This is a genomic window from Aeromonas sp. RU39B (assembly GCF_900156095.1).
Classification (GTDB): Bacteria; Pseudomonadota; Gammaproteobacteria; order Enterobacterales; family Aeromonadaceae; genus Aeromonas.
The window spans coordinates 41,753-67,687 of record NZ_FTMJ01000013.1 but is presented as its reverse complement, the minus strand read 5'-3'; the positions used below and the strand labels follow the sequence as shown (position 1 = coordinate 67,687).

At 58.3% G+C, this 25,935-nt stretch carries 22 protein-coding genes; 6 read left to right on the top strand and 16 right to left on the bottom strand.

Annotated features, from left to right (window positions below; genetic code table 11):
• Window positions 1-233: 233 nt before the first annotated feature.
• Window positions 234-2,678 carry a diguanylate cyclase domain-containing protein gene (locus tag BW958_RS16275; RefSeq protein WP_076576889.1) on the top strand — a complete coding sequence of 815 codons (2,445 nt, stop codon included), beginning with the start codon at window positions 234-236 and terminating at the stop codon, window positions 2,676-2,678.
• Window positions 2,679-2,711: 33 nt separating this feature from the next.
• Here the strand turns inward: BW958_RS16275 and BW958_RS16270 are convergent, their stop codons facing one another.
• Genes BW958_RS16270 through BW958_RS16250 form a run of 5 tightly spaced genes read right to left on the bottom strand, consistent with a single transcriptional unit; the run spans window position 2,712 to window position 8,065 of the window.
• Window positions 2,712-5,858 (bottom strand): efflux RND transporter permease subunit, encoded by a 3,147-nt coding sequence (locus BW958_RS16270; protein ID WP_076576888.1) that lies wholly within the window; start codon window positions 5,856-5,858, stop codon window positions 2,712-2,714.
• Complete coding sequence (locus BW958_RS16265; RefSeq protein ID WP_256702057.1) at window positions 5,848-6,840, bottom strand: efflux RND transporter periplasmic adaptor subunit; 993 nt, start codon at window positions 6,838-6,840, stop codon at window positions 5,848-5,850. Before BW958_RS16265 ends, BW958_RS16270 begins: the two co-directional genes overlap by 11 nt.
• Window positions 6,841-6,896: 56 nt before the next feature.
• A complete protein-coding gene (locus BW958_RS16260) occupies window positions 6,897-7,331 on the bottom strand; it encodes a YeeE/YedE family protein (RefSeq protein ID WP_076576886.1) in 435 nt (144 codons plus the stop codon).
• Window positions 7,332-7,341: 10 nt separating this feature from the next.
• Window positions 7,342-7,755, bottom strand: coding sequence for a YeeE/YedE family protein (locus BW958_RS16255; protein ID WP_076576884.1), 414 nt, complete (start codon window positions 7,753-7,755; stop codon window positions 7,342-7,344).
• Window positions 7,748-8,065, bottom strand: coding sequence for an ArsR/SmtB family transcription factor (locus BW958_RS16250; RefSeq protein ID WP_076576883.1), 318 nt, complete (start codon window positions 8,063-8,065; stop codon window positions 7,748-7,750). Before BW958_RS16250 ends, BW958_RS16255 begins: the two co-directional genes overlap by 8 nt.
• An 85-nt stretch (window positions 8,066-8,150) precedes the next feature.
• Between BW958_RS16250 and BW958_RS16245 the strand changes: the two genes are divergently transcribed.
• Both BW958_RS16245 and BW958_RS16240 read left to right on the top strand, forming a co-directional pair.
• Window positions 8,151-8,342 carry a YgaP family membrane protein gene (locus BW958_RS16245; protein ID WP_076576881.1) on the top strand — a complete coding sequence of 64 codons (192 nt, stop codon included), beginning with the start codon at window positions 8,151-8,153 and terminating at the stop codon, window positions 8,340-8,342.
• Between the two features lie 30 nt (window positions 8,343-8,372).
• Window positions 8,373-9,644, top strand: coding sequence for an NAD(P)/FAD-dependent oxidoreductase (locus tag BW958_RS16240; protein ID WP_076576880.1), 1,272 nt, complete (start codon window positions 8,373-8,375; stop codon window positions 9,642-9,644).
• A 61-nt stretch (window positions 9,645-9,705) separates the two neighbouring features.
• Here BW958_RS16240 and BW958_RS16235 read toward each other — a convergent pair whose 3' ends face one another.
• The 8 genes from BW958_RS16235 to grpE form a co-directional block, all read right to left on the bottom strand.
• Window positions 9,706-10,725 (bottom strand): substrate-binding domain-containing protein, encoded by a 1,020-nt coding sequence (locus BW958_RS16235; RefSeq protein ID WP_076576878.1) that lies wholly within the window; start codon window positions 10,723-10,725, stop codon window positions 9,706-9,708.
• Between the two features lie 29 nt (window positions 10,726-10,754).
• The gene (locus tag BW958_RS16230) at window positions 10,755-12,161 is read right to left on the bottom strand and encodes a glycoside hydrolase family 32 protein (protein ID WP_076576877.1); all 1,407 of its coding nucleotides are present in this window, start codon (window positions 12,159-12,161) and stop codon (window positions 10,755-10,757) included.
• Entirely contained in the window at window positions 12,161-13,525 is a 1,365-nt protein-coding gene (locus BW958_RS16225) for a sucrose-specific PTS transporter subunit IIBC (RefSeq protein WP_076576876.1), read from the bottom strand. The genes BW958_RS16230 and BW958_RS16225 overlap by 1 nt, the downstream gene beginning before the upstream one ends.
• A gap of 46 nt (window positions 13,526-13,571) precedes the next feature.
• Complete coding sequence (locus tag BW958_RS16220; protein ID WP_076576874.1) at window positions 13,572-14,492, bottom strand: aminoimidazole riboside kinase; 921 nt, start codon at window positions 14,490-14,492, stop codon at window positions 13,572-13,574.
• Window positions 14,493-14,602: 110 nt separating this feature from the next.
• On the bottom strand, window positions 14,603-16,084 hold the full coding sequence (locus BW958_RS16215; RefSeq protein ID WP_076576873.1) for a carbohydrate porin: 1,482 nt from the start codon (window positions 16,082-16,084) through the stop codon (window positions 14,603-14,605).
• Window positions 16,085-16,368: 284 nt separating this feature from the next.
• Window positions 16,369-17,505 carry a molecular chaperone DnaJ gene (dnaJ, locus tag BW958_RS16210; protein ID WP_076576871.1) on the bottom strand — a complete coding sequence of 379 codons (1,137 nt, stop codon included), beginning with the start codon at window positions 17,503-17,505 and terminating at the stop codon, window positions 16,369-16,371.
• Window positions 17,506-17,615: 110 nt separating this feature from the next.
• On the bottom strand, window positions 17,616-19,541 hold the full coding sequence (gene dnaK / locus BW958_RS16205) for a molecular chaperone DnaK (RefSeq protein WP_076576870.1): 1,926 nt from the start codon (window positions 19,539-19,541) through the stop codon (window positions 17,616-17,618).
• Between the two features lie 264 nt (window positions 19,542-19,805).
• The gene (gene grpE / locus BW958_RS16200) at window positions 19,806-20,375 is read right to left on the bottom strand and encodes a nucleotide exchange factor GrpE (protein ID WP_076576868.1); all 570 of its coding nucleotides are present in this window, start codon (window positions 20,373-20,375) and stop codon (window positions 19,806-19,808) included.
• A 162-nt stretch (window positions 20,376-20,537) separates the two neighbouring features.
• Here grpE and nadK point away from each other — a divergent pair, with 162 nt between their 5' ends.
• The 3 genes from nadK to BW958_RS16185 all read left to right on the top strand — a co-directional run bounded on the left by nadK (window position 20,538) and on the right by BW958_RS16185 (window position 23,974).
• On the top strand, window positions 20,538-21,422 hold the full coding sequence (gene nadK / locus BW958_RS16195) for an NAD(+) kinase (protein ID WP_083687388.1): 885 nt from the start codon (window positions 20,538-20,540) through the stop codon (window positions 21,420-21,422).
• A 93-nt stretch (window positions 21,423-21,515) separates the two neighbouring features.
• A complete protein-coding gene (gene recN, locus BW958_RS16190) occupies window positions 21,516-23,186 on the top strand; it encodes a DNA repair protein RecN (protein WP_076576865.1) in 1,671 nt (556 codons plus the stop codon).
• Between the two features lie 347 nt (window positions 23,187-23,533).
• A complete protein-coding gene (locus tag BW958_RS16185) occupies window positions 23,534-23,974 on the top strand; it encodes a universal stress protein (protein WP_076576864.1) in 441 nt (146 codons plus the stop codon).
• On the opposite strand, the gene BW958_RS16180 is transcribed toward BW958_RS16185, so the two are convergent.
• Genes BW958_RS16180 through rihA form a run of 3 tightly spaced genes read right to left on the bottom strand, consistent with a single transcriptional unit; the run spans window position 23,958 to window position 25,874 of the window.
• Window positions 23,958-24,470 (bottom strand): MOSC domain-containing protein, encoded by a 513-nt coding sequence (locus tag BW958_RS16180; RefSeq protein ID WP_076576863.1) that lies wholly within the window; start codon window positions 24,468-24,470, stop codon window positions 23,958-23,960. The two genes, BW958_RS16185 and BW958_RS16180, sit on opposite strands and share 17 nt — an antisense overlap.
• Window positions 24,451-24,930, bottom strand: a complete 480-nt coding sequence (locus BW958_RS16175) for a hypothetical protein (RefSeq protein ID WP_076576861.1) — start codon at window positions 24,928-24,930, stop codon at window positions 24,451-24,453. Before BW958_RS16175 ends, BW958_RS16180 begins: the two co-directional genes overlap by 20 nt.
• A gap of 2 nt (window positions 24,931-24,932) precedes the next feature.
• Complete coding sequence (gene rihA, locus BW958_RS16170; RefSeq protein ID WP_076576860.1) at window positions 24,933-25,874, bottom strand: pyrimidine-specific ribonucleoside hydrolase RihA; 942 nt, start codon at window positions 25,872-25,874, stop codon at window positions 24,933-24,935.
• Window positions 25,875-25,935: the final 61 nt, after the last annotated feature.

Below are 25,935 nucleotides of genomic sequence, written 5' to 3'. Positions count from 1 at the left end.
GTATATGAATAGTGTAATTTTCAACTATTGAATTTTAAACAGGATTATTTTCAAGTTTCTTGCCATTTGGTTCGTTGAACAAGCCATTACGCGCTTTTGAAACATCATCAAATGGCTCTTTTGATAGAAAACTCGATGCAAGAGAGTAAAAGCCGCCTCTTTTGAGGCTGACACCCGGTTCAGGCTGTACAGGCAGGATGCAAGGCATGAAGAGGATGAACACTGAGGTTAGGATGAGTGTTCTTGGAGAAGCTAAGCAGGTGCCACGAACGTCGTTCGCCCCTCGGTGGCTGTTCGCTTTACTGCTGTTGTTGAGTCATGGCTCACTGCAGGCCCATGAGTTTCTCACCTTGCAACTGGGTGGCTCACATCACATTCAGTTTGCCGGCTATTACGCTGCACTGTTCAAGGATTTCTATCGGGAAGCCGGGCTCGACGTTCGCCTGCAAACCGGCACCTCACGAAAAGACGCCATCCAGGCGGTCGGAGCAGGAGAAGCCCAATTTGGTATCGCTGACAGCAGCCTGTTGCAGTTTTTTACTGCCGGTCAGCAAGTGGTTGCGTTGGCCGCGTTCGAGCAGCACTCTCCCCTGATATTGGTCACCCGCAAACAGAATTCGCTAAGTGATGTGCATGAGCTCAGGGGCAAGCCGGTCATCCTGGAGACCGACAGCCTGACCTTGCAAGCCTATCTCCAGCTCAATGATGTTCATCCTACTCTGCTGCCCTGGCAGAGTGACGCGCTGGAGCAGTTAGCACGCGGCGATGTGGCGGCAGTCGGCATGTCACTGCTGGATTTACCCCCTGATGCGGGAAGCCCCTCATCTCCCCTGGCCCTGTTTCCCGTCACCAATCGGCAACTCGATGCCTATGGTGCGACCCTGTTTACCTCCCGCACCGAACTGCAGCGCCATCCTCAACAAGTGAAAGCGTTTGTCGATGCCACCGTGCGCGGCTGGCGTTATGCATTGGCACATCCGGATGAAGTGCTCGACTGGATGGAGCTCTATTTGCCCGGCGTCGCCGACACACAACACCTGCGCGCCGCCTTTGCCCGCCTCGATGAGCTGGTGCGACCCGAGTTGGTCGAGCCCGGCTATATGCAGCGCGAGCGCTGGCAACAGATCGCCGATCGTTATCATGACTTAAGCCTGCTGGCACGCTCACCTGACGTGTCCGACTTTCTGTTTGACCCTGAGTTGCTGCTTGAGCAGCAGCGGCGTCAGGACGTTGACCGCACCATTATGGTCGTCTTTTTTACAATCCTGATAGCACTCATGCTGTGCGGTATCTTTGGTGGATTTTACCTGCGATTGCGTGACGAGAGCCGCGATCGCCTGCGCCTCACCCGCGAGTTAGCCGAGCGCGAACAGCACTATCGGTTTGTGACCGAGCACAGCGCCGATGTGATCTGGACCATGGATGTGCACACCACCCGCCTGACCTACATCAGCCCAGCGGTCACCCGGCTGACCGGCCATAACATCGATGACATCATGAGTCTGCCGCCCGAGAGTGTGATGACGGCCGCCTCGGCCGAGCGCTTGCGTGAACATGCCGCCAAGGCACTGCTCGCCTGGCACGATGGCGCGCTAAACGATACCCGGCAGACCTTCATGCTGGAGCTTTACCATCAGCATGGCCACAGCATTCCCACCGAATCAGTCACCACGCTTTATTGCAACGAGCAGGGTGAGCCCGTCTCCATCATCGGCGTGACCCGCGATATTACCGAGCGCGTTGCGGCCGAAGAGGTGATGCGGCGGCTGGCGTTTTACGATCCGCTCACCAACCTGCCCAACCGCCGCCTGCTCAAGCAGCGGCTGCAAGAGTCCATCGAGCACCCCGATACTCGGCAACTGGCGCTGATGTTTATCGACTTGGATAACTTCAAGCCAATCAACGACACACTAGGTCATGAGATGGGGGACGCACTGTTGGCCATGGTGGCCGAGCGGATGCACAAAGCGGTGCGTGATCAAGATCTGGTAGCACGCCTTGGCGGTGACGAGTTTGTCGTGCTGCTGCCCCATACCGGCGATGAAGCGCTGATGATTGCTGACCGGCTGCAGACAGTCCTCAACCAGCCGTTCTCTACGCGCGGCCAAACCATGCAGATCTCCTGCAGTATTGGTATTGCCCTCTATCCCGAACATGGCCAGAACACCAAGATGCTGATGCACCATGCCGATCTGGCCATGTATCAGGCCAAAAACGATGGTCGTTCTCAGGTGTGCCTCTATTGCGAAGAGATTGATCCTGAACGCGGCATGCTGCACTGGTATCCGGCCCAAGACAGCGGCGACCCCCAACTCGACCAGCAATATCACCAGATTGTCACGGCCACTAATGCCTTGCTGATATGTCTGCAAGATCCCCAAGGCACCAGTGGTAACTGGCATGGTCGCCTACAGACGTTGCTCGACGCCACCCGCCACCATTTCGCTTATCAGGAGCAGCAGCTCAACGCCCTGGGGTTGGGCGATCTGGATACCCATAGTGAAGAGCACCGTTATCTGCTGCAAAAAGGGGAGATCCTGCTAGGCGCCTTGGCTGACGGCCATTTTGATACCGAGCGATTGCGCCATTTCGTCATGCACGATCTCATCATGCACCACGTCAATCTGTCGGATCGCCGCTTTTTCGCCCAGCTCAGAACACAGCGAGAGGCACGTTGATAACGCCACTGGAATACACCAGTGGCGCCTTGTTTATACGTTGCGTTTAGCAAGTAGCGCGTAATAAAGCAGCGGGATCACAACCAGAGTAAGCAGGGTCGAAACCAGAATCCCGAAGATTAGCGAGATGGCGAGCCCATTGAAGATGGGGTCATCGAGGATAAAAAACGCACCAATCATCGCCGCCAGCGCAGTCAGTAAAATGGGTTTGGCACGAACCTGGGCGGCACGGATCACTGCTTGCTCAAACGGCGTGCCACCAGCGCGCTCCAACTCGATGAAATCCACCAGCAAAATGCTATTGCGAACAATGATGCCTGCCAGCGCAATCATGCCAATCATTGAGGTAGCAGTGAATTGGGCTCCCAGCAGAGCATGCCCTGGCATAACGCCAACCACCGTCATGGGTATCGGGGCCATAATAATGAGTGGCACCAGATAGGAGCGAAACTGGGCCACTACCAGCAGGTAAATAAGTACCATGCCGACACCATAAGAAATTCCCATATCGCGAAACGTCTCGTAAGTGACCTTCCACTCCCCATCCCATAACAACGCCACCTCACCCGGTGCCGTTGGCTGGCGTACATAGTATTGAGGCAGGTCGATACGTCCACCGGCCTCCACCATGCCATATAGCGGGCTATCGAGATGACCAGCCATGTCAGCCACCACCATCACCATCGGCAGCATGTTTTTGTGGGTGATATAGGGCGGTAAAACCTCATCACGGCGCATGACTAATTCCGAGAGCGGCACCCGATTACCGGATGATGAGCTCACTTTGAGTGTCAACACGCTATCGAGATCGCGCCGATCCCCTGGCGAGAGAGTCAGGCGAATTGGCACCGGGTATTTGGCCTCTTCCCGGTGCAGCCAGGTCACATCCAGATCACCGACACCGGCCGCGAGGGTTTTCACCACATCAGCACTATCGACACCCAGTAGCGCAGCTTTGCTGCGATCGACGGTCAGTCGCCAGAGAGGTTGCGTCTCGCCTCGATAGATATCCACATCCACCACATCTGGTGTGGCTCGCAACGCGGCCATGACTTTGTCCGCCGCCTTTGACCGAATGGCTTCGGTTGGTCCGTACACTTCAGCCAAGATCGGGGACCAGACGGGGGGACCGGGCGGGACCTCTACCACTTTAAGATTGCCCCCATCACGACGCGCGATGGCTTGCAGCGCATCACGCACTGACAGAGCAATGAGATGGCTACTGCGTTTGCGCTCATGCTTTTCCACCAGATTGACCTGAATATCACCCACATTGGCACCGCTTCGCGCAAAGTAGTGGCGCACCAAGCCGTTGAAGTTAATCGGCGCTGCCGTACCGGCATAGATCTGGAAATCACGAACCTCTGGCACTTGGCCAATCTCTCTGCCCATCGCCAGCAAGGTACGCTGGGTTTGCTCAAAGCTGGTTCCTTCCGGCATATCCAGCACTAGCTGAAATTCTGACTTGTTATCAAAGGGAAGCATTTTGAGCACGACCCATTGGATAACTGGCAAACTGGATGCCAATCCAACCAACAGCAGCACAGCGAGCCACAAATAGCGCCGCGCTCGCCTTGCCCCGGGACCGAGCAAAAACGGAGACATCAGGCGGTGAAACAGCCCTTCTTGCACGCTGGTGCCAGCATGATGGCCATGGTGAGAAAGCAGATGTCCAGCCAGCCAGGGAGAGAAAATAAACGCCACCAGCAACGAGAGCAGCATCCCCATGCTGGCATTGATTGGAATGGGGCTCATATAAGGCCCCATCAAGCCAGAGACAAAGGCCATTGGCAGCAGGGCTGCAATCACGGTGAGAGTAGCCAGAATCGTCGGCCCTCCCACCTCATCGACGGCACCGGGGATCAACTCGCGCAGTGGTCGCTTCTCGAGCGAGCGATGACGGTGGATGTTTTCTACCACGACGATAGCATCGTCGACCAGAATGCCGATGGAGAAGATCAGGGCAAACAGGGAGACCCGGTTGAGGGTAAAGCCCCAGGCCCATGACGCAAACAGTGTTAGCAACAAGGTAATCACGATGGCCAACCCAACCACCAGCGACTCACGCCACCCCATGCTGACCAGCACCAATAAAACCACCGCTGCCGTAGCGAAAATTAGCTTGCCAATCAGGGTATTGGACTTATCTGCAGCGGTCACACCATAGTCGCGGGTTACCGTCACCTCGAGTTGGCCCGGCAGCAGACGGTTTTTAAGCTCGGCAACTCGTGCCTCCACCCGCTTGGCTACCTCAACAGCATTTTGACCGGGCTGCTTGCCAATAGCGATGGTCACCGCCGGATGTGGCGCGCCCTTGCCTCCTTTAGCAAACCAGGCAGCCTGGGTCGGTAGCGCAGCCCCCAGTGTCACGCTGGCGACATCGCCAAGATAAACCGGCTTCCCCTCATGTACCCCCACGACTAATTGGGTGACCTCTTGCGGCGAATGTAAAAATGCACCGACTCTCACCTTGAACTCACGATTATTCTGCGTGATACCTGCAATCGTCCCGACCTTATTGGCTGCGCCAAGACGATCGGCCAGAGCGCTTACCGTCAGCTTATGGGCGGCCAGTGCAACAGGATCCAGCACCACATTGAGAACCTCGTCGTGACTACCAATGGTGGTGATATCCCGTGTACCGGGTAACCGCTTGAGTTCGGTCTCCAGTTCATGAGCGGCGCGGGTCAATGCGGGCGTGCCAAGTGATTGACTCCACAACGTCAAACTAACAATCGGCACATCATCGATGCCACGAGGCTTGATCAGCGGATCTCCCACCCCCAACCCGGTTGGCAGCCAATCTTTGTGGGAGTAAAGCTGGTTATAGAGATCCACGATCGCCTGAGCCCGCTTCACGCCGACCTTGAACACAACCACGATAAGCGCACCATCAGGCTGGGAAAACGAGTAGAGGGTATCAATACCGGCCAGTTGTGAAATCACCTGCTCGGCCGGCGTAGTCACCAGATTTTCAACCTCGCGCGGTGTCGCTCCGGGATAGGGAATGTAGACATCCGCAAACGTGACATCAATCTGCGGCTCCTCCTCCTTCGGAGTCACCGAGACAGCAAACAGTCCGAGCAATACGGCAACCAGCGCCAGCAGAGGCGTAATGGCGCTGCCCTGAAACGCCCTCGCCAATCGTCCGGCAATACCAAGCGGCTTGTCACTGCTCATGATGCACCTCTCGTACTCTGGACCAGGCATCGATAGCAATCCTGTCTCCGGCCTGAAGGCCTGCGAGGATTTCGACCCGATCGCCAGTGCTATCACCTACCCGCACCGGCACCAGAGACCAATCGTTCCCTTGCGCCAGATACACTGCACTGAGCTCACCTTGACGCAACAGTGCTGTTGCCGGGATCAGCAGGGCACGACGCTCACCAAGCAGGATCTTGGCCTTGACCCACATGCCGGGCAGCACACCGGCTTGTTTGGCAGGCAGAGTCAGGCGCAGATGAAAGGTATGGCTCGTGCTATCGGCATAGTTAAAGCGTGTCAGACTTGTTGGTTGAACCTCATCGCCCGATGGCAGCAACACTCGCACCTGAGAGGCCGTAAGTGATGCCCTGCTCATCGCCGACTGGGGCAATTGTGCTTCTACACGCAGAGCATCGAGCGACAGACCCGATAAGAGGGGCGTACCCGGCGCCACCGTTTCACCCAGCTCGACATGGCGAGCTGTGACGATGCCAGCATATGGAGCCAGAACCCGGGTGTAACCATAGGCTTCACGCGCCTTGGTCAGCTCCGCCTCGCTGGCCTTGACCCGAGCTCTGGCAGCCTGCGCCGTGGCTTGAGCATTATCAAGCTGGGCCCGAGTAATCACCCCCTTGACCGATAGCGCCTGGTAACGGGCCAGCTGGCGGTCAGCCTCTTTCTCCTGTGCCTGTGCTTGTGCCAGTTGCGCCTGAGCGCCATTGACTGATGCGGACTGCTCGTTACCGCTGATTTCAATGAGCGGTGCACCTGCCTCGACCTGATCGTTGACATCAACCAGCATGCGCACAACACGACCACTGGTCTGGGCGGCGATAGTCCCCTTGTTGATGGCTTCTACCGTGCCATCGAGCAGCAACCAGCGAGGCACCATCTCGTCTTGAACAGTCAGGGAAGCATCAGCTGCCCGGGCAGCGCTGCAGAGTATTCCCACCAGCATGGCGAATAACAGTGTTACCGTTTTTCCCATTTCTCACCTCCCTGTCACTCATCCCATCAGGCGTGCCGCAGCCATCTTAGTGGTAACAGCACCTTGTCAACCAAGAACAAACCAATCCCCATACACAATACAAACAACAGGATGCGCGGCTCACCACTGGCCAGCAGACTCAAGGCCGGCCCCGGACAAATCCCTGCCATCCCCCAGCCTAGTCCGAACAACGCCGCGCCTCCAACGAGTCTTCTGTCTATTATTTTCTGATTCGAAAACTGGAAAGCACAGCCTGACAAGCTGCACAGACGAGGCTTCACCAGTAGGAAATAGCCCGGTGTAAAAACACCCAGAGCCCCCACCATCACAAACATCAGGCTGGGATCCCAGACTCCGGCCACATCAAGAAAACCGATAACCCGGGCCGGATCAACCATACCGGATACGGCCAATCCCAGCCCAAACAAGACACCGGAAAACAGGGCGACAAACATCATCATGAAGACTCCTTTACAGCAGATGATGGGTAACGAAGACGGTCAGCGCAGCCACGCCCATAAAAGTCAGGGTAGCCACCATCGAGCGGGGTGATAAACGCCCCAGACCACAGATGCCGTGTCCACTGGTGCAGCCATTCGCAAGGCGGGTACCAACGCCAACCAGCAAACCGGCCAGCGCGACCACGGGCCAGCTTGGCAAGGCAGTAAAATCTGGCATTTCGGCAAGTCCCAGAGTAAATCCGCTCCAAGCGCCGGCCCCCAGCCCGAGTAAGAAAACCCAGCGCCAAAGCTGCCGGCTCTGCAGGGCACCAGCCAGGATGCCGCTTATCCCTGCTATGCGGCCATTGACCAGCAGCAGCATGAGTGCAGCACTGCCGACCAGCGCACCTCCTAGCAGCGAAAGCAGCCATTGCATTTCAAACATCGATATTCTCCCGTGGATCACAATAATTTTTCTGGAGCGCCATCAGCACATCGGCCACCGCATCGCTGGCCAGCGAGTAGTAAATCTGCTGGGAAACCTTGCGCGAGCGGATCACGCCACAGCGTCTTAATACCGCCAATTGCTGGCTAAAAGCCGACTGTCCCAGCCGGCTTTTAGCCAGCAGCTCACCCACCCCTTTCTCCCCTTGCGTCAGCTGGCACAACACCATCAACCGCTCGGGATGGGCGAGAGCCTTGAGCAAGGCCGCCGCGGCTTCAGCATGCTGATCCATCTGTGTTAATGAACTCATGGCGATAAATTAGCGATTACTGATATTTACTACTATTTTATAAACCAACTATAAATTAGCAATACCTAATGAAAGGAGAATCATCATGACTGTAAACAACGGAGTCAGGGTGGTGGCCGGATGCATGGTGCTGCTCTCACTGGCACTGACGCACTGGGTTCATCCCGGTTTTGTCTGGCTGAGTGCATTTGTCGGATTAAATCTAATCCAAAGTGCCTTCACCGGATTCTGCCCTGCGCAGACGCTGTTAAAGCACATCGGTTTTACTCAGGACTAAACAGCTGGTCACGCAAACAGGAGACCATCCATGGCTACAGTGATCGTCATCGGAGCAGGACTGGGCGGTATGTCGGCTGCTTACGAGCTCAAGGCCGAGCTTGGCAAACAACACGACGTCATCTTGGTCAACGACAAACCCGACTTCGAATTCACCCCCTCTAATCCCTGGATTGCCGTCCAGTGGCGCGAACGCAAAGAGATCTCTATCCCTATCGAGCCCTATGTGAAGAAAAAGGGGATTCAATTTGTGCATGCCGCGCTGACCAAACTGGAACCGACAGAGCGGCAGATCAGCCTGTCAGATGGACAAACCCTGCGTTATGACTTTCTGGTGCTCTGCACAGGGCCAGCACTGGCCTTTGAGGAGGTGACTGGCGCTGGGCCCGACGCCGGCGGCACCACCAGCGTCTGTACCCTCTCACATGCCGAAGAGTGCCGGCACAATGTGACTGAGCTGATTGAACATCCCGGGCCCGTGATCGTGGGTGCCATGCCGGGAGCCTCCTGTTTCGGTCCTGCCTACGAATATGCCTTCATCCTTGACCGCCATCTGCGCGATAAGAAAGTGAGAAAGCATATCCCCATGACGTTTGTCACCAGCGAGCCTTACATTGGCCATCTCGGGTTAAACGGTGTAGGTGATTCAAAAGGGATGTTGGAAAGTGAACTGCGCATGCGTGACATCCATTGGATCTGCAATGCACGCACCGTCGGAGTCAAAGAGGGGATGATGATTGTCGAGGAGCTTGATGAGGATGGCAATATCAAGCGCACCCACCAGCTCCCTTACCACCATGCCATGATGCTGCCGGCCTTTAAGGGCATTGCGCCCCTGCGTGGTATTGAAGGGTTGGTCAACCCGCGTGGGTTTGTCATCGTGGATGAGTTCCAGCGCAACCCGGTCTTTAATGAGATTTATTCCGCCGGGGTCTGTATTGCCATCCCTCCCCAGCACAAGACTCCGGTCCCGACCGGCGTTCCCAAAACCGGTTACATGATTGAAGCGATGGTGCGCGCCCTCAGTCACAACATCAAGGCCGAAATTAATGGTACCCCCCCCACCTGCAAAGCGGTATGGAATGCCATTTGTCTTGCTGATATGGGAGACACTGGCGCAGCCTTTGTCGCTATGCCACAGATCCCGCCGCGCAACGTAGCTTGGTTCAAAAAAGGAAAATGGGTGCACCTAGCCAAGATAGCCTTTGAAAAATACTTCTTGCACAAGATGCAAGTCGGCGATACCGAACCCCTCTACGAAAAACTGATGCTCAAATATCTGGGTATAGACAAAATTGAGTAAACACAGCTAGGTGACCCGTCCAAGGCCGGGTCACCTATTTCGATGCGGTGTGAGCTAGTAGTCAGGCGTGCTTACGGGTTCGCCAGTGAATGGCAGGTGGCAGCACCAGCGCGATGTTGTCAGGGGTGCGCCCGCGCACCAGTTGCTCCATCAGGCTAAACGCATGGTTGGCCAGCGCCTCGCAATCTTGGGCAATCGAGTCGATACGCAGTGGAACGCAGTCGAGCAGATAGTGATCATCAAAGGTGCACAGCCGCATGGGCGTGTCCATCCTGCCATGTTCGTTCAAGTAGCGCAGCACCCCTTCGAGCAAGGTAAATGAGGCGGTAAACAGCGCTTCTGGCAGCTCGCCACCAAGCTCGTCCACCAGCTCACTCATCAGCTGATAACCGGAGCGCGGCTGATAGTCGCGATGACGCACATAGCGAGTTTCGGCTTCAAATCCGGCCCGATGCAGCCCCAGCTCATAGCCAGCCAGACGGTGGCGACTCGGGGAGAGATCGAGCAAACCACCAAAGTAATAGATGCGGTTTCCATGCTCGGCGGCCATCGCCTGTACCAGCTCGGCCGTCACCTTACAGGCATCGGAGATCACCATCGGCAGATGCGACTCACCGATATGACGGTCCAGCTGCACCACTGGCAGCTGGTCGTGAATGCGGCAGTAGATCTCATCATTGTGGGTGCTGGAAGCGACAATCAAGCCATCGACCTGCCGGCTGATAAGAGAGTCCACCACCTGCTGCTCGATGGTGGGATCATCTTCCGAGCAGGCGATCAAAAGCTGGATACCGGCCTCGCGGCAGTGCGCCTCGAGATGGCGCGAAATCTGGGCAAAGCCGAAGTTGGTCAAATCCGGGATCACCAGCCCCCAGGTGTAACTACGGGTCTCACGCAGCGCCCTGGCATGAATGCTGGGCTGATAGTGATAGGCATTGGCGACCTCCTGAATGCGGCGGCAGGTCTCGTCAGCAATACGATATTCGGCGCTGCGCCCGTTGAGCACCAGGCTGGCAGTCGCCTTGGAGACTCCTGCCAGCTCGGCAATCCGGGCGATGGTAATGCGTTTTTTCTTCTCCACCTGGCGGTCCGGCTCTATGGATAACCGGACTATTGTACTAGGCTCGCGCCAAGCGGCCAGTGTGTCAGGTCAATTTCCCCGTCACCCTGCCACACGGCCACCGGCTCTGCGCTCGGGAAGTAACGGGCCGACAGCACAGCGCGCCCCTCATCGACAAAGCACTCGATGCTGGAGTGATCGAGCAGCAAGATGATGCGGCCCCCTTGCCAGGGCGCCTTGCGCCACTGCCACTCACCGCTCTCCCAGTTGCGCCGCTCCAGCGCCACCTGACCCGGTTGCCAGTGCAGACGCAAACTATCCCCCAGTGCCAGCATGCCTTGGCCCGTTGGTGTCAGTTCGAGCCAAGCCGAGCCCAGCGCCAACGCAGGCGCCCCGAGCACCGCGCCCTGATAGCCGGTCGCCTCGCCTTTGAGGCTATGCAGCTCATCGACCGGCTTTTGGCACAACCACTCTCCTTGCCAATAGAGCTCGCGCGGACAGGTCATCTGGTGAAGCCAGCCATACTCCATCGTTGGCTGGCTCATCTCGTTCTCTTCCGGCAGCCCCAGCCAGCCAAACAGCAGACGCCGTCCCCGGCTGTCACAGGTGGTCTGCGGCGCGTAAAACTCAAAGCCGCGGTCGAGCTCGTGAAATGCCCCGTGGTCAAACTGCTTGCCATCGAAGTTGCCCGCCAGCCAGCCGCACTGGTAGATGTTGAGATAGTTATCGCCCTCGGGCGCAATCCCCTGCGGGCAGCTGATGAGCACATGCTGGTCGCCGAGCGGGAAGAGATCCGGGCACTCCCACATGTAGCCAAACTCGCCGAGCCCGCCGCGCCGACTGCCTGCAATCGGGCCGATGGCGTGCCACTCATGCAGGTTATCGGAGCGATAGAGCAGCACCTCTCCCTGAGAGTCCAGGGTGCGGGCGCCGAGCACCATCAACCATTGGGAGCCGTCGTGCCAGACTTTGGGGTCGCGCACATGACCGCTGTAGCCTTCAGGCAGGCCGAGCACCGGGCCCAGTTTGCTAAATCCGCCTAGCTCATCTTCACGGGCCAGACACTGATAGGCGGTGCGCGAGCCGTCGGGGTATTTGACATTACCGGTATAGATCAGCGTGAGCCGGCCCTGGGCATCACTCACCGCCGAGCCCGAATAACAGCCGCTCACTTCATACTCTTCAATGGGCAGCAGCGCCGGCAGCTCGTGTTGCCAGTGCAGCAGATCGGTCGAGCTGACATGGCCCCAGCTTTTGTGCCGGTGCGCGCAGCCCAACGGGTTCCACTGGTAGAACAGATGGTAGCGCCCGCCGTGTTCGATAAAACCGTTGGGATCGTTAAGCAGCCCCACCGGGGCTGCCAAATGCCAAGCGGGCCGATGAGGATCGGCCGCTGCCTTGAGCTGTCCGGCCAGCACTGACCGGACAACCTGTTTGAGAAAATCGCTCTCGCTCATCACTCTACCTTGTACTTGAGCAGCCAGGAGGCCGCGAAGGCCGAACCAAACGCGATCACCATACCGATGATGTAGTGGATGAGGCTCTGCGGCTGCACGATCGCCATGCCCGGGATCCCGGTCAGCCCTACCGCTGTCATCCCCACCTTGGCCGCCACGACATAAGCGCCGCCAAGCGCACCACCAAACAGGCCGGCGAGAAACGGCTTCATAAAGCGCAGGTTCACACCAAAGATGGCCGCTTCCGTGATTCCGAGCAGGCAGGACATGGCCGCCGGCACCGTGATGGCCTTGACCTTGGGATCGCGGGTCTTGAAATAGACAGCGATACAGGCGCCCCCTTGTGCCACGTTGGCCATGGCCCAGATCGGCAGCAGGAAGTTAACGCCAATCTGCGGATTGGTCAGCAGGCCCGCTTCGATAGCATGGAAGCTGTGGTGAATACCTGTGATAACAATGGCCGAATAGGTACCGCCAAACACCAGCCCCGCCAGCCAACCGGCCTGATTATAAAGAGCACTCAGACCAAACGAGATACCATCGCCCAGCATGCGACCGGCTGGGCCGATAAACAGCAGCGCCACAAAGCCGGTGATAATGACTGTCAGGAATGGGGTCACGATCAGATCTAACGCATCGGGCACCCGCTTGCGCAATTGACGCTCGAGATGAGACATAAACCAGACCGCCAACAGCACCGGGAACACGGTGCCCTGATAACCGATCATCGCCACGTCCATGCCCATAAAGCTCATGGTCTTGAAACCGCTGGCTACCGACCAGGCGTTGGTGAGCGCCGGGTGGGTCAAGATACCGCCCAGGGTGGCGCCCAGATAGGGGTTGCCGCCAAACTCACGCGCCGCGGTAAAACCGATCAGCACTGGCAGGATGATAAAGGCCGCCGAGCTGAACATGTCGAGCATGATAAACAGCGCGCTGTCTGCATCGACCCAGCCATAGGTGCGCACCATGCCGAGCAGCCCCATCAACAAGCCTGACGCCACGATGGCCGGGATGATCGGCACAAAGATATTGGACAGGGTGCGGGCCAGACGCTGGGCCACGTTGAGCTTGGCACTGGCCAACTCGGTCAGCTCGGCCTTGCTGGCGGTGCCAACACCGCTTTGGGCAACAAACTCTTCATACACTTTGTTCACCAGACCGGTGCCAAAGATCACCTGCAGCTGGCCGGCATTACTAAAACAACCTTTCACGCCGTCGAGCTTGTCGATGGCGGCCGGATTGACCTTGCTGTCATCGGCCAACACCAGACGCAGACGGGTGGCGCAGTGAGCGGCGCTGACGATGTTATCGCGCCCCCCCACCAGCGGGATCAACCCTTGAGCAATCGCTTTGATATCCATGTGTGTTTTCTCCTGGCCCGCAGCGGCAGGCCTTATGCAATAAGTGTTATCCCCGGTGGAGGAAAGCGGCCAGTGCCGCGGCATCGGGCAGCGCCGTCATGGCCCCTTTGGCCGTGGTGGCCAACGCCCCGCAGCCATGCGCCTGCGCGAGCAGGGTGGGCAGCTCAGCAAACGTCGGCCAATCGGCCCGTTCACTGAGCCCAGCCAGCAGGCCGGCAACAAAGGCGTCCCCGGCGCCGGTGGTATCAACCGGCGTGACCACCGGCCCTTGCCAGCGCAGGCACTCCTGACCCAGCCGGGCCAGGACGCCCTCTTTACCAAGGGTGATCAGCACCAGATTGGGCCCTTCCAGCGCCGCCAAGCCGTCGGTCAGTTTTTCTTGGCCGGTGAGCCACGCGAGCTCTTCTGCCGAGAGCTTGACCACATCGGCATGGCGCACAGCGTCACTGACCTGGGGCCGCATCTCGGCTGGGTTCGGCCACACCTCCGGGCGCAGGTTAGGATCGAAGCAGACTCGGCCACCGGCAGCCTGAATGGCCCGCATTGCTTGCCAGGCACTGCTGCGCACCGGTTCGCTAGCTAATGCTATCGAGCAGGTCAGCAGCCACTGTCCGCTGACGAACTCAGGCAAGTCAGCGGGCTCGAGGCGTTGATCAGCGCTTGGACGCACCATGAAGGTGAAGCTGCGCTCCCCTGCCTCGTCCAAATCCACCAGCACGGTCGAGGTGCGGCTGGCTGGGTCCAGCGTCAGGTGGCCAACATCGACGCCCTCGCTTGCCAGCGTGGCGGCCATGAAGCGGCCAAACGGATCGTCCCCTACCCGCCCGATGAATCCGGCATTCCCTCCCAAACGGGCCACGCCAACGGCCACGTTGGCCGGCGCCCCGCCCGGACAGCGCAAGTAACGCCCTTCACCCTCTGGTAGCAGATCCACTACCGCATCACCCAATACCCAAACTCGCCGCATCTCACCTACTCCCGGGATGCAAAATGATGGCGTGCATTATCAGCTGAACCGTTTTAGCTGAACAATAGATCGACGCCATCCTCCACCATTTATGTGATCGGTCTAACAAATCAGAACCAGGTTTCCATCTGGACGCCGAAGTTCCACTCCCCGCCCGCCGAGAACCCGTCCTTGCCGAAGTTATCGTCACTGGCGTAGTTATCCAGCACCGAAGACCAGTCCATCCAGGTGGCAAATACGCGCAGCTCCGGACGCTCAAAGAAGCCGGCAGTCCGGGCCTTGAAGGTTGGCGCGAAGGTCAGCTTGGCAAAATCCCCCTTGACCGCCTTGCGGCTGTCATAACCCTTGGGATCAAAGTCGGTGTATTGCCAAGTCGCTTCATAGACCAGCTCGAAGTTCTCGCTCAGCACTTGGGCAAAGCGGGCATTGAGGGTCGCCCAGCGGTACTCGTCACCCTTGACGTAACGATCGCTGCTGTGCTCGGCCATGACGACCGGCGCAAAGCGCCAGTGGCTGCCAAGATCGGTGGTGCCAAATACGGCGACACGCACGGCGTCGGCATCCGGCAACAACTCGCTGTCCGACCCCAGCCCCTTGACCTGGGCCCCCAGACCGTGACCATAAAGCACTGCGGCCTTGCTCATCCCCGGACGCACGCCAAAGAAGCTGTCGGCGTGGTAAGCCAGCATGGTGTGAGCCCCCTTGCCTGCTGCCTTGGCACCATTACCGTCATCGTTAACGCGCTGGTCGTTATCCTTGGAGGTGAGACCGTTGAGCATCCACTGCCAGTTACCAAAGCGGTTGTTCATGGTCAGGATATAGCTCTCTACGTCCGAGAGATCGCTGGCGCTGATGTCGCCATAATCGCGGCCATAGAGCGAGAAGTTGGCCTTCCAGTTATCGGCCAGCTGCACGTCATAGACACCCGCACCGGTACCGGCCAGGAACACTACGTCCGAGTCGAGCCAGTGAATGTCGAAGTTGTCGCGGTCAAAGCGCTTACCAGCCCACAGCAGCGCATTTTTGAACGGGCCGGAGAAGCTCGGCAGGTTACCCAACTCGGTGTAAACCTGACGGGTATTGAGCGCAGAGCTGCTGACCGTCCAGTCATTGCTGGTCTCGACGCCATCTGCCAGCATCAGCTTGTAACGGGCGAAGCTGCCATCATCGAAGGTCTGGGTCTTTAGCAGGTTGGCTTCCATGTAGGTATCATCTTCGTTACCCAGACGCCCCACCGGGCTGCCGACCGAGCCGGCCGGTGTTGAATAGGCACCGCCCTTTCCACCGGATCCCTTGCCGCTGACCAGCAGGCCGGAGCGGGCATAACCATGGAACTCAAAGCCTTGGGCGCCAGCAGTCTTCTGGTCCACCTTGTCGCTTTGCACCTTGGCGGCACTGGCGGTCTTGTTGGCGTCATTGGCCTTGGTCTGGGCGGCATCAGCACGCACCTCGGCAGCGGCTGCCCGCGCTTCGGCTTCCTGTACCCGCGCCTCCAGCGCCGCCAGGCGCGCCTCGATATCGCCACTTGCGGCCCACAGGGAACTGCTCATTAACCCCAGGGCGACGGCCAGCATTACCTTGCTCTTTTGCATGTCACCTTCCTCGTCTGTGTGTGATTGTTGTTTGGACGAGGCAAGATTAGCTAAACCGCTTTAGCTAACTCAATACGCTTGCTAAATCGTTTTAGTTGAAGTGTGATCTGCTCAACATCTCGCCACGGATGTTGATAAAAAGGTGTGATCAGGATCGCCAGACTCAGGCGAGGAGGTTTGCTAAACCCCGCTAAACAGAGTGTCAAACCTTCTCCATTTCGGCGTTTATCAGATAAAGAAAAGCCGGCACAAGGCCGGCTTTCGGGATGCAATCACAGGAGCGGTTAGCTGGTCAGATCATCGAAGAAGCGTTTAACCCCTTCGAAGAAGCCTTCCGATTTGGGCTTATGAGTCTTGGCAGCTGCACCGCTAAATGACTCATCGAGCTGACGCAGCAGATCCTTTTGCTCTTCGGTGAGGTTGACCGGGGTCTCGACCACCACCTTGCACATCAGATCGCCCACTTGGCCGGAGCGTACCGACTTCACACCCTTGCCACGCATGCGATAGAGCTTGCCGGTTTGGGTCTCGGCGGTGATCTTGAGCTTGACGCGACCATCGAGGGTCGGCACTTCAATCTCGCCACCGAGCGCCGCAGCGGTAAAGCTGATCGGCACTTCGCAGTAGAGGTTGTTGCCATCACGTACGAAAATCTCGTGCTCGCGGACATGCACCTGAACGTACAGATCACCGCTCGGAGCACCGGCATCACCCGCTTCCCCTTCACCGGAGAGACGGATGCGATCGCCCGTGTCCACCCCGGCAGGGATCTTGACCGACAGGGTCTTGCTACGCTGGTAGCGACCTTCACCATGACACTTGCTGCACGGAATGGCGATGATCTTGCCGCGACCGTGACAGTGCGGGCAGGGCTGCTGCACCGCGAAGAAGCCTTGACGCATCTGCACCTGGCCAGAGCCGTGGCAGGTGGGACAGGTCTTCACATCGGCACTGCTCTTGGCGCCGGTGCCGTTGCACTGCTCGCAGTGAACGTGGGTCGGGATCTTGATCTCTTTGGAGACACCGCGCACCGCCTCTTCCAGCGTCAGCTCCATGTTGTAACGCAGATCAGAGCCACGGGCCGGTCCACGGCGACCACCACGACCACCGCCGAAGATGTCACCAAACACGTCACCGAAGATGTCGCCGAAATCGGCACCGCCACCAAAGCCACCCTGGCCGCCACCCATGTTGGGATCAACCCCGGCGTGGCCAAACTGGTCATAACGGGCACGTTTCTCAGCGTCGGTCAGGATCTCGTAGGCCTCCTTGACCTCCTTGAACTTCTCTTCGGCAGAGGCGTCACCCTGGTTGCGGTCCGGGTGGTACTTCATGGCCAGGCGCTTGTAGGCCTTCTTGATTTCGCGCTCGTCGGCGCCCTTGGCCACTCCCAGCACTTCGTAATAATCGCGCTTCGACATACTCATCCTGTTGTTACGCAGACGGGCGTTGGTCTCCCAACGCCCGTGAATTCATGGACTGTGCACTCAGGGCGCACCCTGCGGGCCGCCTGTGCAGCCCGCCGAGACAATTACTTCTTGTCGTCCTTCACTTCTTCGAACTCGGCGTCGACCACGTCATCATCGGCCTTGGCGGAAGATTGTTGCTGACCGGCACCGGCCTGGGCACCTTGTGCCTGAGCCTGTTGCTGGGCAATTTCCATCAGCTTCTGGGACGCTTCCAGCAGCGCTTGCTGCTTGGCTTCGATAGCAGCCTTGTCATCACCCTTGATGGCGGTTTCCAGCTCGGAAAGAGCAGTTTCAAGCTTGCTCTTCTCGTCGGCCGGCAGCGCGTCACCGGCTTCGGTGATCTGCTTGCGTACCGAGTGCACCAGACCATCAGCCTGGTTACGGGTCTGGATCAGCTCTTCAAACTTCTTGTCCTCGGCCGCGTTGGCTTCAGCTTCGCGAACCATGCGCTCGATTTCGGCATCAGACAGACCGGAGGAAGCCTGGATGGTGATCTTCTGCTCCTTGTTGGTCTCCTTGTCCTTGGCGGACACGTGCAGGATACCGTTGGCATCGATGTCGAAGGTCACTTCAACCTGCGGCAGACCACGCGGCGCCGGGCGGATGCCTTCCAGGTTGAACTGGCCGAGGGACTTGTTGTCACCGGCACGCTTGCGCTCACCCTGCAGCACGTGAATGGTCACGGCAGACTGGTTGTCTTCAGCGGTAGAGAACACCTGCGACTTCTTGGTCGGGATGGTGGTGTTCTTCTCAATCAGGGCCGTCATTACGCCACCCATGGTCTCGATACCCAGAGACAGCGGGGTCACGTCGAGCAGCAGTACGTCGGTCTTTTCACCGGAGAGAACGGCGCCCTGGATGGCAGCACCCATGGCCACGGCTTCGTCCGGGTTAACGTCTTTACGCGGCTCTTTGCCAAAGAACTCGGCCACGGTCTTTTGCACCATCGGCATACGGGTTTGACCGCCGACCAGAATCACGTCGTCGATTTCGCCCACAGACAGGCCCGCATCCTTCAGTGCCACACGCACCGGGTCGAGGGAGTTCTTCACCATGTCTTCCACCAGGGCTTCCAGCTTGGCGCGGGTTACCTTGATGTTCATGTGCTTGGGACCGGTCGCATCGGCAGTAATGTACGGCAGGTTAACGTCGGTCTGCTGGGCAGAGGAGAGCTCAATTTTGGCCTTCTCAGCGGCATCTTTCAGACGTTGCAGCGCCAGTTGGTCGTTACGCAGGTCGATACCTTGCTCACGTTTGAACTCGTCAACCAGATAGTTGATCAGGCGGTTGTCGAAGTCTTCACCACCGAGGTGGGTATCACCGTTGGTCGCCAGCACTTCGAAAGTGGTTTCGCCTTCCACTTCATCAATTTCGATGATGGAGATATCGAAAGTACCACCGCCCAAGTCATAGACAGCGACCTTGCGCTCGCCCTTGACCTTGTTGACGCCGTAAGCAAACGCGGCGGCAGTCGGTTCGTTGATGATGCGCTTTACTTCCAGACCGGCGATACGGCCGGCATCTTTGGTGGCTTGACGCTGCGCATCGTTAAAGTAGGCCGGAACGGTAATTACCGCTTCGGTGACCGGCTCGCCGAGGAAATCTTCGGCGGTCTTCTTCATTTTTTTCAGCACTTCGGCAGAGATTTGCGGCGGGGCCATCTTCTTGCCCTTCACCTCAACCCAGGCATCACCGTTGTCAGCCTTGGCGATGGTGTACGGCATGATCTTGATGTCACGCTGCACTTCGTCGTCTTCGAAACGACGGCCGATCAGACGCTTGATGGCGAACAGAGTGTTCTTCGGGTTGGTCACTGCCTGACGCTTGGCCGGTTGACCGACCAGGATTTCGCCGTCATCGGCATAGGCAATGATGGACGGAGTAGTACGGTCACCCTCGGCGTTCTCGATCACGCGAGCGTGGTCACCATCAAGGATGGCTACGCAAGAGTTGGTAGTACCCAGGTCAATACCGATGATTTTACCCATTTGACGAATCTCCAAATGCTTCAACTGGTGTGGCAGGTCTTGTCTGCCTTTTTAACGTTAACGGCTAGGTGGGGTTATCCCGACGGGCTTTCAAGAGCCCGGCACACTTTTTCCGGCAATCTTGGCTGTTTGACGGTTTGGTGTGCGCCTGCCGCAGGCTTGCAATGTATATGGGGGTCGGTTTTTCCCCTTCAAGGGGCCGATTCCAAAAAAATCACAATGAAAAGCCCGCCGGATGGCGGGCTGGGCCGGTTTCGCAGTGATTTACTGCGCCTTGGCCACCATGACCATGGCCGGACGAATGACACGACCGTTGAGGTCATAGCCTTTCTGCATCACGGCGATCACGGTATTGGGTGCCACGTCGGCACTCGGCACCAGGCTCATGGCTTGATGCGCATTAGGATCAAACGGCTGACCGGTCGGGTCGATCGCAGACAGGCCGAACTTGGCCACACCGCTTTGCATCGACTTGAGGGTCAGTTCAACCCCTTCAACCATGGGCTTGATTGCTTCATTCTCGCGATCGGCAAGTTCGATGGCACGCTCGAGATTATCCAGCACCGGCAGCAGTTCGGCGGCAAACTTCTCCAGCGCGAACTTGTGGGCCTTCTCTACGTCCTGGGCGGCGCGACGGCGCAGGTTTTCCATCTCGGCGACGGCGCGAACGGCACGATCCCGCTCCTCGGCCGCAGCGGCGGTGGCAGCAGCCAGTTCAGCCTCGAGTTCGGCAATACGTGCCTGCTCGGGGGTGACTTCGCTGTCCACATCGGGCTGCTCGACGTGATCTTCCAGCCCTTCAACCTGCTCAACCTTTTGCTCTTCGTGGTTCATGACATCTCCCGTAATCCAAACCAACAGACTGCTTGTGTTGGGCTATTATGGGGACGCTCGTCGCGCTTTCAAGTAGGCCCGCCCCGCTTTGACGAGATAGCAGCAGAAATGGCCGGCAAACAGGGTATACTCGACCCACTATGGGTCAACATCATCACCACCATGGATTCACCCTTCAAGACTATCGGCCTGATTGGCAAGGCCCATCACAACGGCACGAACCAGACCCTGCACGGTCTCTATGACTATCTCATCGAACGCGGTTTTCGCGTCTTGGTGGAGACCCGGGTGGCGCAATCACTTGGCGTGCTGCCGGATCAGGTGGCCGATCTGGTACAACTCGGCGAGCAGAGCGATCTGGCGATTGTGGTTGGCGGTGACGGCAATATGTTGGGCGCCGCCCGGGTATTGTCCCGCTTTGATGTGGCAGTCATCGGGGTCAACCGTGGCAATCTGGGCTTTCTTACCGACCTGTCGCCACAAGATTATCTGATTCCCCTCGAGCAAGTGCTGTCGGGCCATTTCAAAACCGAGCAGCGCTTCTTGCTGGAAGCGTCGGTCTATCGTCACGGCGAGCGCAAGGCAAGTAATCTGGCGGTCAATGAAGCCGTGCTGCACCCGGGCAAGATTGCCCACATGATCGAGTTCGAGGTCTATATCGATGGCAGCTTTATGTATAGCCAGCGCTCGGATGGTCTGATTATCGCCACCCCGACCGGCTCAACTGCCTATTCGCTCTCGGCGGGCGGCGCCATCCTCACTCCCAAGCTCAATGCCATGACGCTGGTGCCGATGTTCCCGCACACCCTGAGCAGTCGCCCGATTGTCATTGATGCCGACAGCGAGGTGCGTCTGCTGGTCTCACCGGATAATCAGGATGACGCCATGCAGGTCAGCTGCGATGGTCAGGTCACCCTGGCGGTGCACCCGGGCGATGAAATTTTGCTGCGTAAAAGCGCCCATCAGCTCAAGCTGGTGCACCCTCTCGACTACAGCTACTTCCATGTGCTGCGCAATAAACTGGGTTGGGGCAGCAAGTTGTTCTGACTTTTTCCTGCTGTATCGGGCCTCTTTACTGTATGTAAAACCAGTATATACTGGATGCATACACAGTAATGTTGGCCCACACAGGATGCGACCATGCTGGCACAACTGACCATCACCAATTTTGCCATCGTCAAATTTCTCGAGCTCGACCTGCAATCCGGCATGACCTGCATCACAGGGGAAACCGGCGCCGGCAAATCCATTGCCATCGACGCGCTGGGCCTGTGTTTGGGCGAGCGCGCCGAGGCAAGCATGGTGCGTCCCGGCTGCGACAAGACCGAAATCAGTGCCCGCTTCCTGCTATCTGGCAACCCGGCCGCGCGCGGCTGGCTCACCAGCAACGAGCTGGCCGGTGATGAGCCCGACGAGTGCATCGTGCGACGGGTGGTGTCGGCAGAGGGCCGTTCGCGCAGCTATATCAACGGCGTGCCAGTGCCGCTGGCACAACTCAAAAGCCTGGGTCAGTGGCTGGTCAACGTTCATGGCCAACACGCACACCAGCTGTTGCTGCGCCCCGATTATCAACTGTCACTGCTTGATGCCTACGCCGGCCACACTCTGCTGCTTGATGAAGTGCGTCAGCACTACCAGCTGTGGCGTCAGCTGCAAAATGAGCTGGCCCGCCTGCGCGCCGAGCAGCAGCAACGGGAAGCCCGTCGCCAACTGCTCGAATACCAGGTGCAAGAGCTCGACGAATTCGCCCTGCAACCGGGCGAATTCGAAGCCATTGAGGAAGAGCACCAGCGTTTGGCCAATGGCACCGAGCTGCTGCAAGAGTGCGGCAGCTGCATCGATCTGCTTTATGAAAACGACGACACCACCATTGCCGGTCTGCTGCAAACCGCGGTCAATAAGGCCGAGAGCCTGGTAGGCATGGATAACCGGCTGACGCCGGTGCTGGATATGCTCAACGAAGCGCTGATCCGGGTTGAAGAGAGCCACAGCGAACTGCGCGGCTATCTGGATCGGCTCGAACTGGATCCCGAGCTTTTCAACGAGCTGGAAGCACGCCTGTCACGCGCCATTTCGCTGGCTCGCAAACACCATGTCAAACCGGCAGAGCTCGCCACTCATCACCAGAGCTTGGCCGAAGAGCTGGCACGAATTGGCTCGGATGAAGCGCGCCTTGAAAACATGCAAGTTGAGCTTGATGCCGCCCGCAGCGCGTTCATGACCAGCGCCGACGCGCTGAGCCAGAGCCGTCAGCGCCATGCCGAGGCGCTGTGCGGAAAGGTAAGCGAGAGTATGCGCGAGCTGGCCATGCCACAGGGCCATTTTGTTATCGAAGTGGCACCGGATCGCAGCCAGAATCTCTCCCCGCTCGGGATCGATCGCATCGAATTTATGGTCACCACCAACCCGGGGCAACCGCTGCAACCGCTCGGGAAAGTGGTCTCGGGCGGCGAGCTCTCCCGCATCAGCCTGGCACTGGTGGTGATTACCGCGCAGCGCATGGCAACGCCCACGCTTATCTTTGACGAAGTGGATGTGGGGATCAGCGGCCCGACCGCTGCCGTTGTGGGCCGCCTGCTGCGTCAACTCGGTGAATCCACCCAGGTGCTGGTTGTCACACACTTGCCGCAGGTCGCCGGCAATGGTCATCAACATATGGTGGTGAGCAAACATACCGATGGGCAGACCACCGAGACGCACATGCAACCATTAGCCCAGCAGGACCGTCTGCAAGAGCTGGCTCGCTTGCTTGGTGGCGATCACATCACTGACAACACGCTGGCCAATGCCCGGGAATTGCTGGCCCAGTAACCACCCATCTCGTCGTTAAGCCCCGCCCAGCGGGGCTTAACTTTTATTGCCCGGTGGAAATTGGGTGGCCACAGTACAGTGGCTGGCATGGCGCACCGCACAAGCCTTAGCACAAACGCCCCATCGCAAATGTCTCACCACCACCTCTTGATACCACACGCTCCAGCAACGGTGTCACCACAATCTTTCCCCCGAGTCATGAGGGGTTCAGCAAGGCAGAGTATGCTTGGAGAAGTGGCAGCCCGTGTCTCTACGGTTGTCATGACATTGTCATTCACCCGGCGCACGCTGACCCTGACCGCGAGGTGTTGTTTGTCAGCTGCCGGGCCACGCCCAAGGAGACTGCAATGACCTTATCGAGAATGGTGTTACTGCTCGAAGGCCGTGAAGACGAGCAGGCCACGTTAACCAAGGCATATCAATTGGCGCAGGGGATGAATGCAGAGCTCTGCCTGCTGCATCTGGTGCACGGCTCGCGAGTGCGCGAGCGCAATCCCGAACTCTCCGCCACCGAATGCAGCGCAAGCCACGCGCTCGGCGCCAAAGCAGGCATCAGCCGTCTGATGGCTGGTCAGTCGCAGGCTGTACGCTACGAGAATCTGGTGGTGGATGACGTGGTCGACGAACTGGGCGACTGGCTCACTCACCATCCCACCCAACTGCTTTTAGTCGGTAGCCGCCACCGCTGGATGGATGGCTCACTGGCGCGCCTGCTGCTCTACAAGCTGCCTGTCGATATTCAGGTGTGTCACGAGCCCTGGCAGGAATCACTCAAGGCTGCGGGATAAGCGCATCCCCCACCGCAATGGTCCCGGGTGTCAGCACTCGGGCCGTGATGCCACCGTGACCGCACATGGCGGCCAGCCCGCCCGTACCAAGCGCGCGCTCCAGCTTCTCGCATGGCTCGCACAGGCCACTGTATTCAAACTCAACCTGCCCGATACGAAAGCGTTGCCCCTTAAGTGCCAGCAGATTGATGCCCGCAATCACCAGATTACGGCGTAGCACTCCGCCCACTTGCATCATGAAGGCATCACTGCCCGGCACTGGTAGACCAGGCAGCTGCAGTAACCCGGCAATCACCGCGAGATGCTCCGACTGAATAAGCGTCACCTGACGGCGGCTATTGGCACGCCCACGAAAGCGATCCCCCACCACTCCCTGCCCGGCGATAAGCGCAGCGTGCGCCACCCAGATGACAGGCTCACCCTTGCCCGGGCGCACGGCGATGCCCTGCAAAGAACCGGGAAAAGCGTGAGGCGATTTATTGATCGGAGATGACATCGGGGATCCGCGCCTCCTCATCGTCTGACTCTTCGCGGGTGCAATCGAGCACACTGGTGTGCAAATCGCCCTGATTGCGGGTCAATAGCGGCGCACTGCCATCGCGATAGGGGCGCACGTCCGAATAATCGGTACCGAAGTAGTGAACAAACTCACGGCGCGCCTCATCAAGCGGTAACGGGATAAACAGCAGATGCACATCAAACGTAGACGCTGGCACCACAAAGCCACTGACCGGAATGCCGTGGTAATTCTCGCTTACCCGATACCAGGCCAACCCCTCCTCTACCTTCCACGGTCGATAATGGGCCAACTCGTTGCTAGCAGGCTCACCGGTTGACGGGTCGATATAGAGATCCTCAAATTCGCACACACCCATGCCCTGCCACATCCGCTCAAACGGCGACGAGCAGCCACTTAACATCAAGACGACCAATAATCCGGCACGCAGTGCACGCATCCCTACTCCTTGCCAAACAGAGCCAGTCGCTCCAGCAGCAGAGCAACAAAACCGTCTCTGTCGATATCCAGCAAGACCGTGGCATTGGGTGCATGGCCCGTTAAGGCGTAGCGATCCACCACCGTCATTCCGGCAGTGTACTCTCCCTGGGTCTCTATGCCGACCCAGCAATCCTGGCTTTTAAACAGATCTGGCCTAAGCAGCCAGGCGATGGTGCAGGGATCATGCAGGGGAGCACCGACAAATCCCCACTTGGGATCGCGGTGATAACGCATAAAGAAATCAAGCAATCCGGCAACGCAACGGGCAACAGGTCCGGGGAGCTGCCTAACCCGCTCGATATCCTCTGCCATCACTTGCGCCCGGTGCGTCACATCCAGACCGCACAGGGTAATGGGTATACCGCTGGTAAACACCATGGCGGCAGCCTCAGGATCGACATAGATATTAAATTCAGCAGCCGGGGTCCAGTTTCCGGCGCCGGCGGACCCGCCCATCAGCACAATCCGTTCAATCTTGCTATGCAGTTGCGGATAGGCGGCGAGCAGCAGGGCAATATTGGTCAGCGGCCCGGTGGGCACCAGGGTGATAGGCTCGGCGCTTTGTTCCAATACCCGCGCCATTAGCGCCAACGCGCCTTCTGATGCGGCGCAAAAGGCAGGCTCTGGTAACTCCGGGCCATCGAGTCCTGACTCCCCATGCACCTGCGCGGCGATTTCCAGTGCTCGCTGCAAGGGTCTCGCCGCGCCAGCTGCCACCGGTATATCGTGGCGGCCGAGCAGCGTCAGAATACGCAGGGCGTTATGCAGGGTTTTATCCAGTGTCTGGTTGCCCGCCACCGTGGTGATGGCGCGCACATCCAGTTCGGGGCTGGCGAGCGCCAGGATCAGGGCAATGGCGTCATCGTGGCCGGGGTCACAATCAATGATGATGGGTGTGGACATACAGGCTCCTGGCAAGCACAACCGGAGCGTCACCCTAGCAGCCTCAATTGTTTCCTTCTAT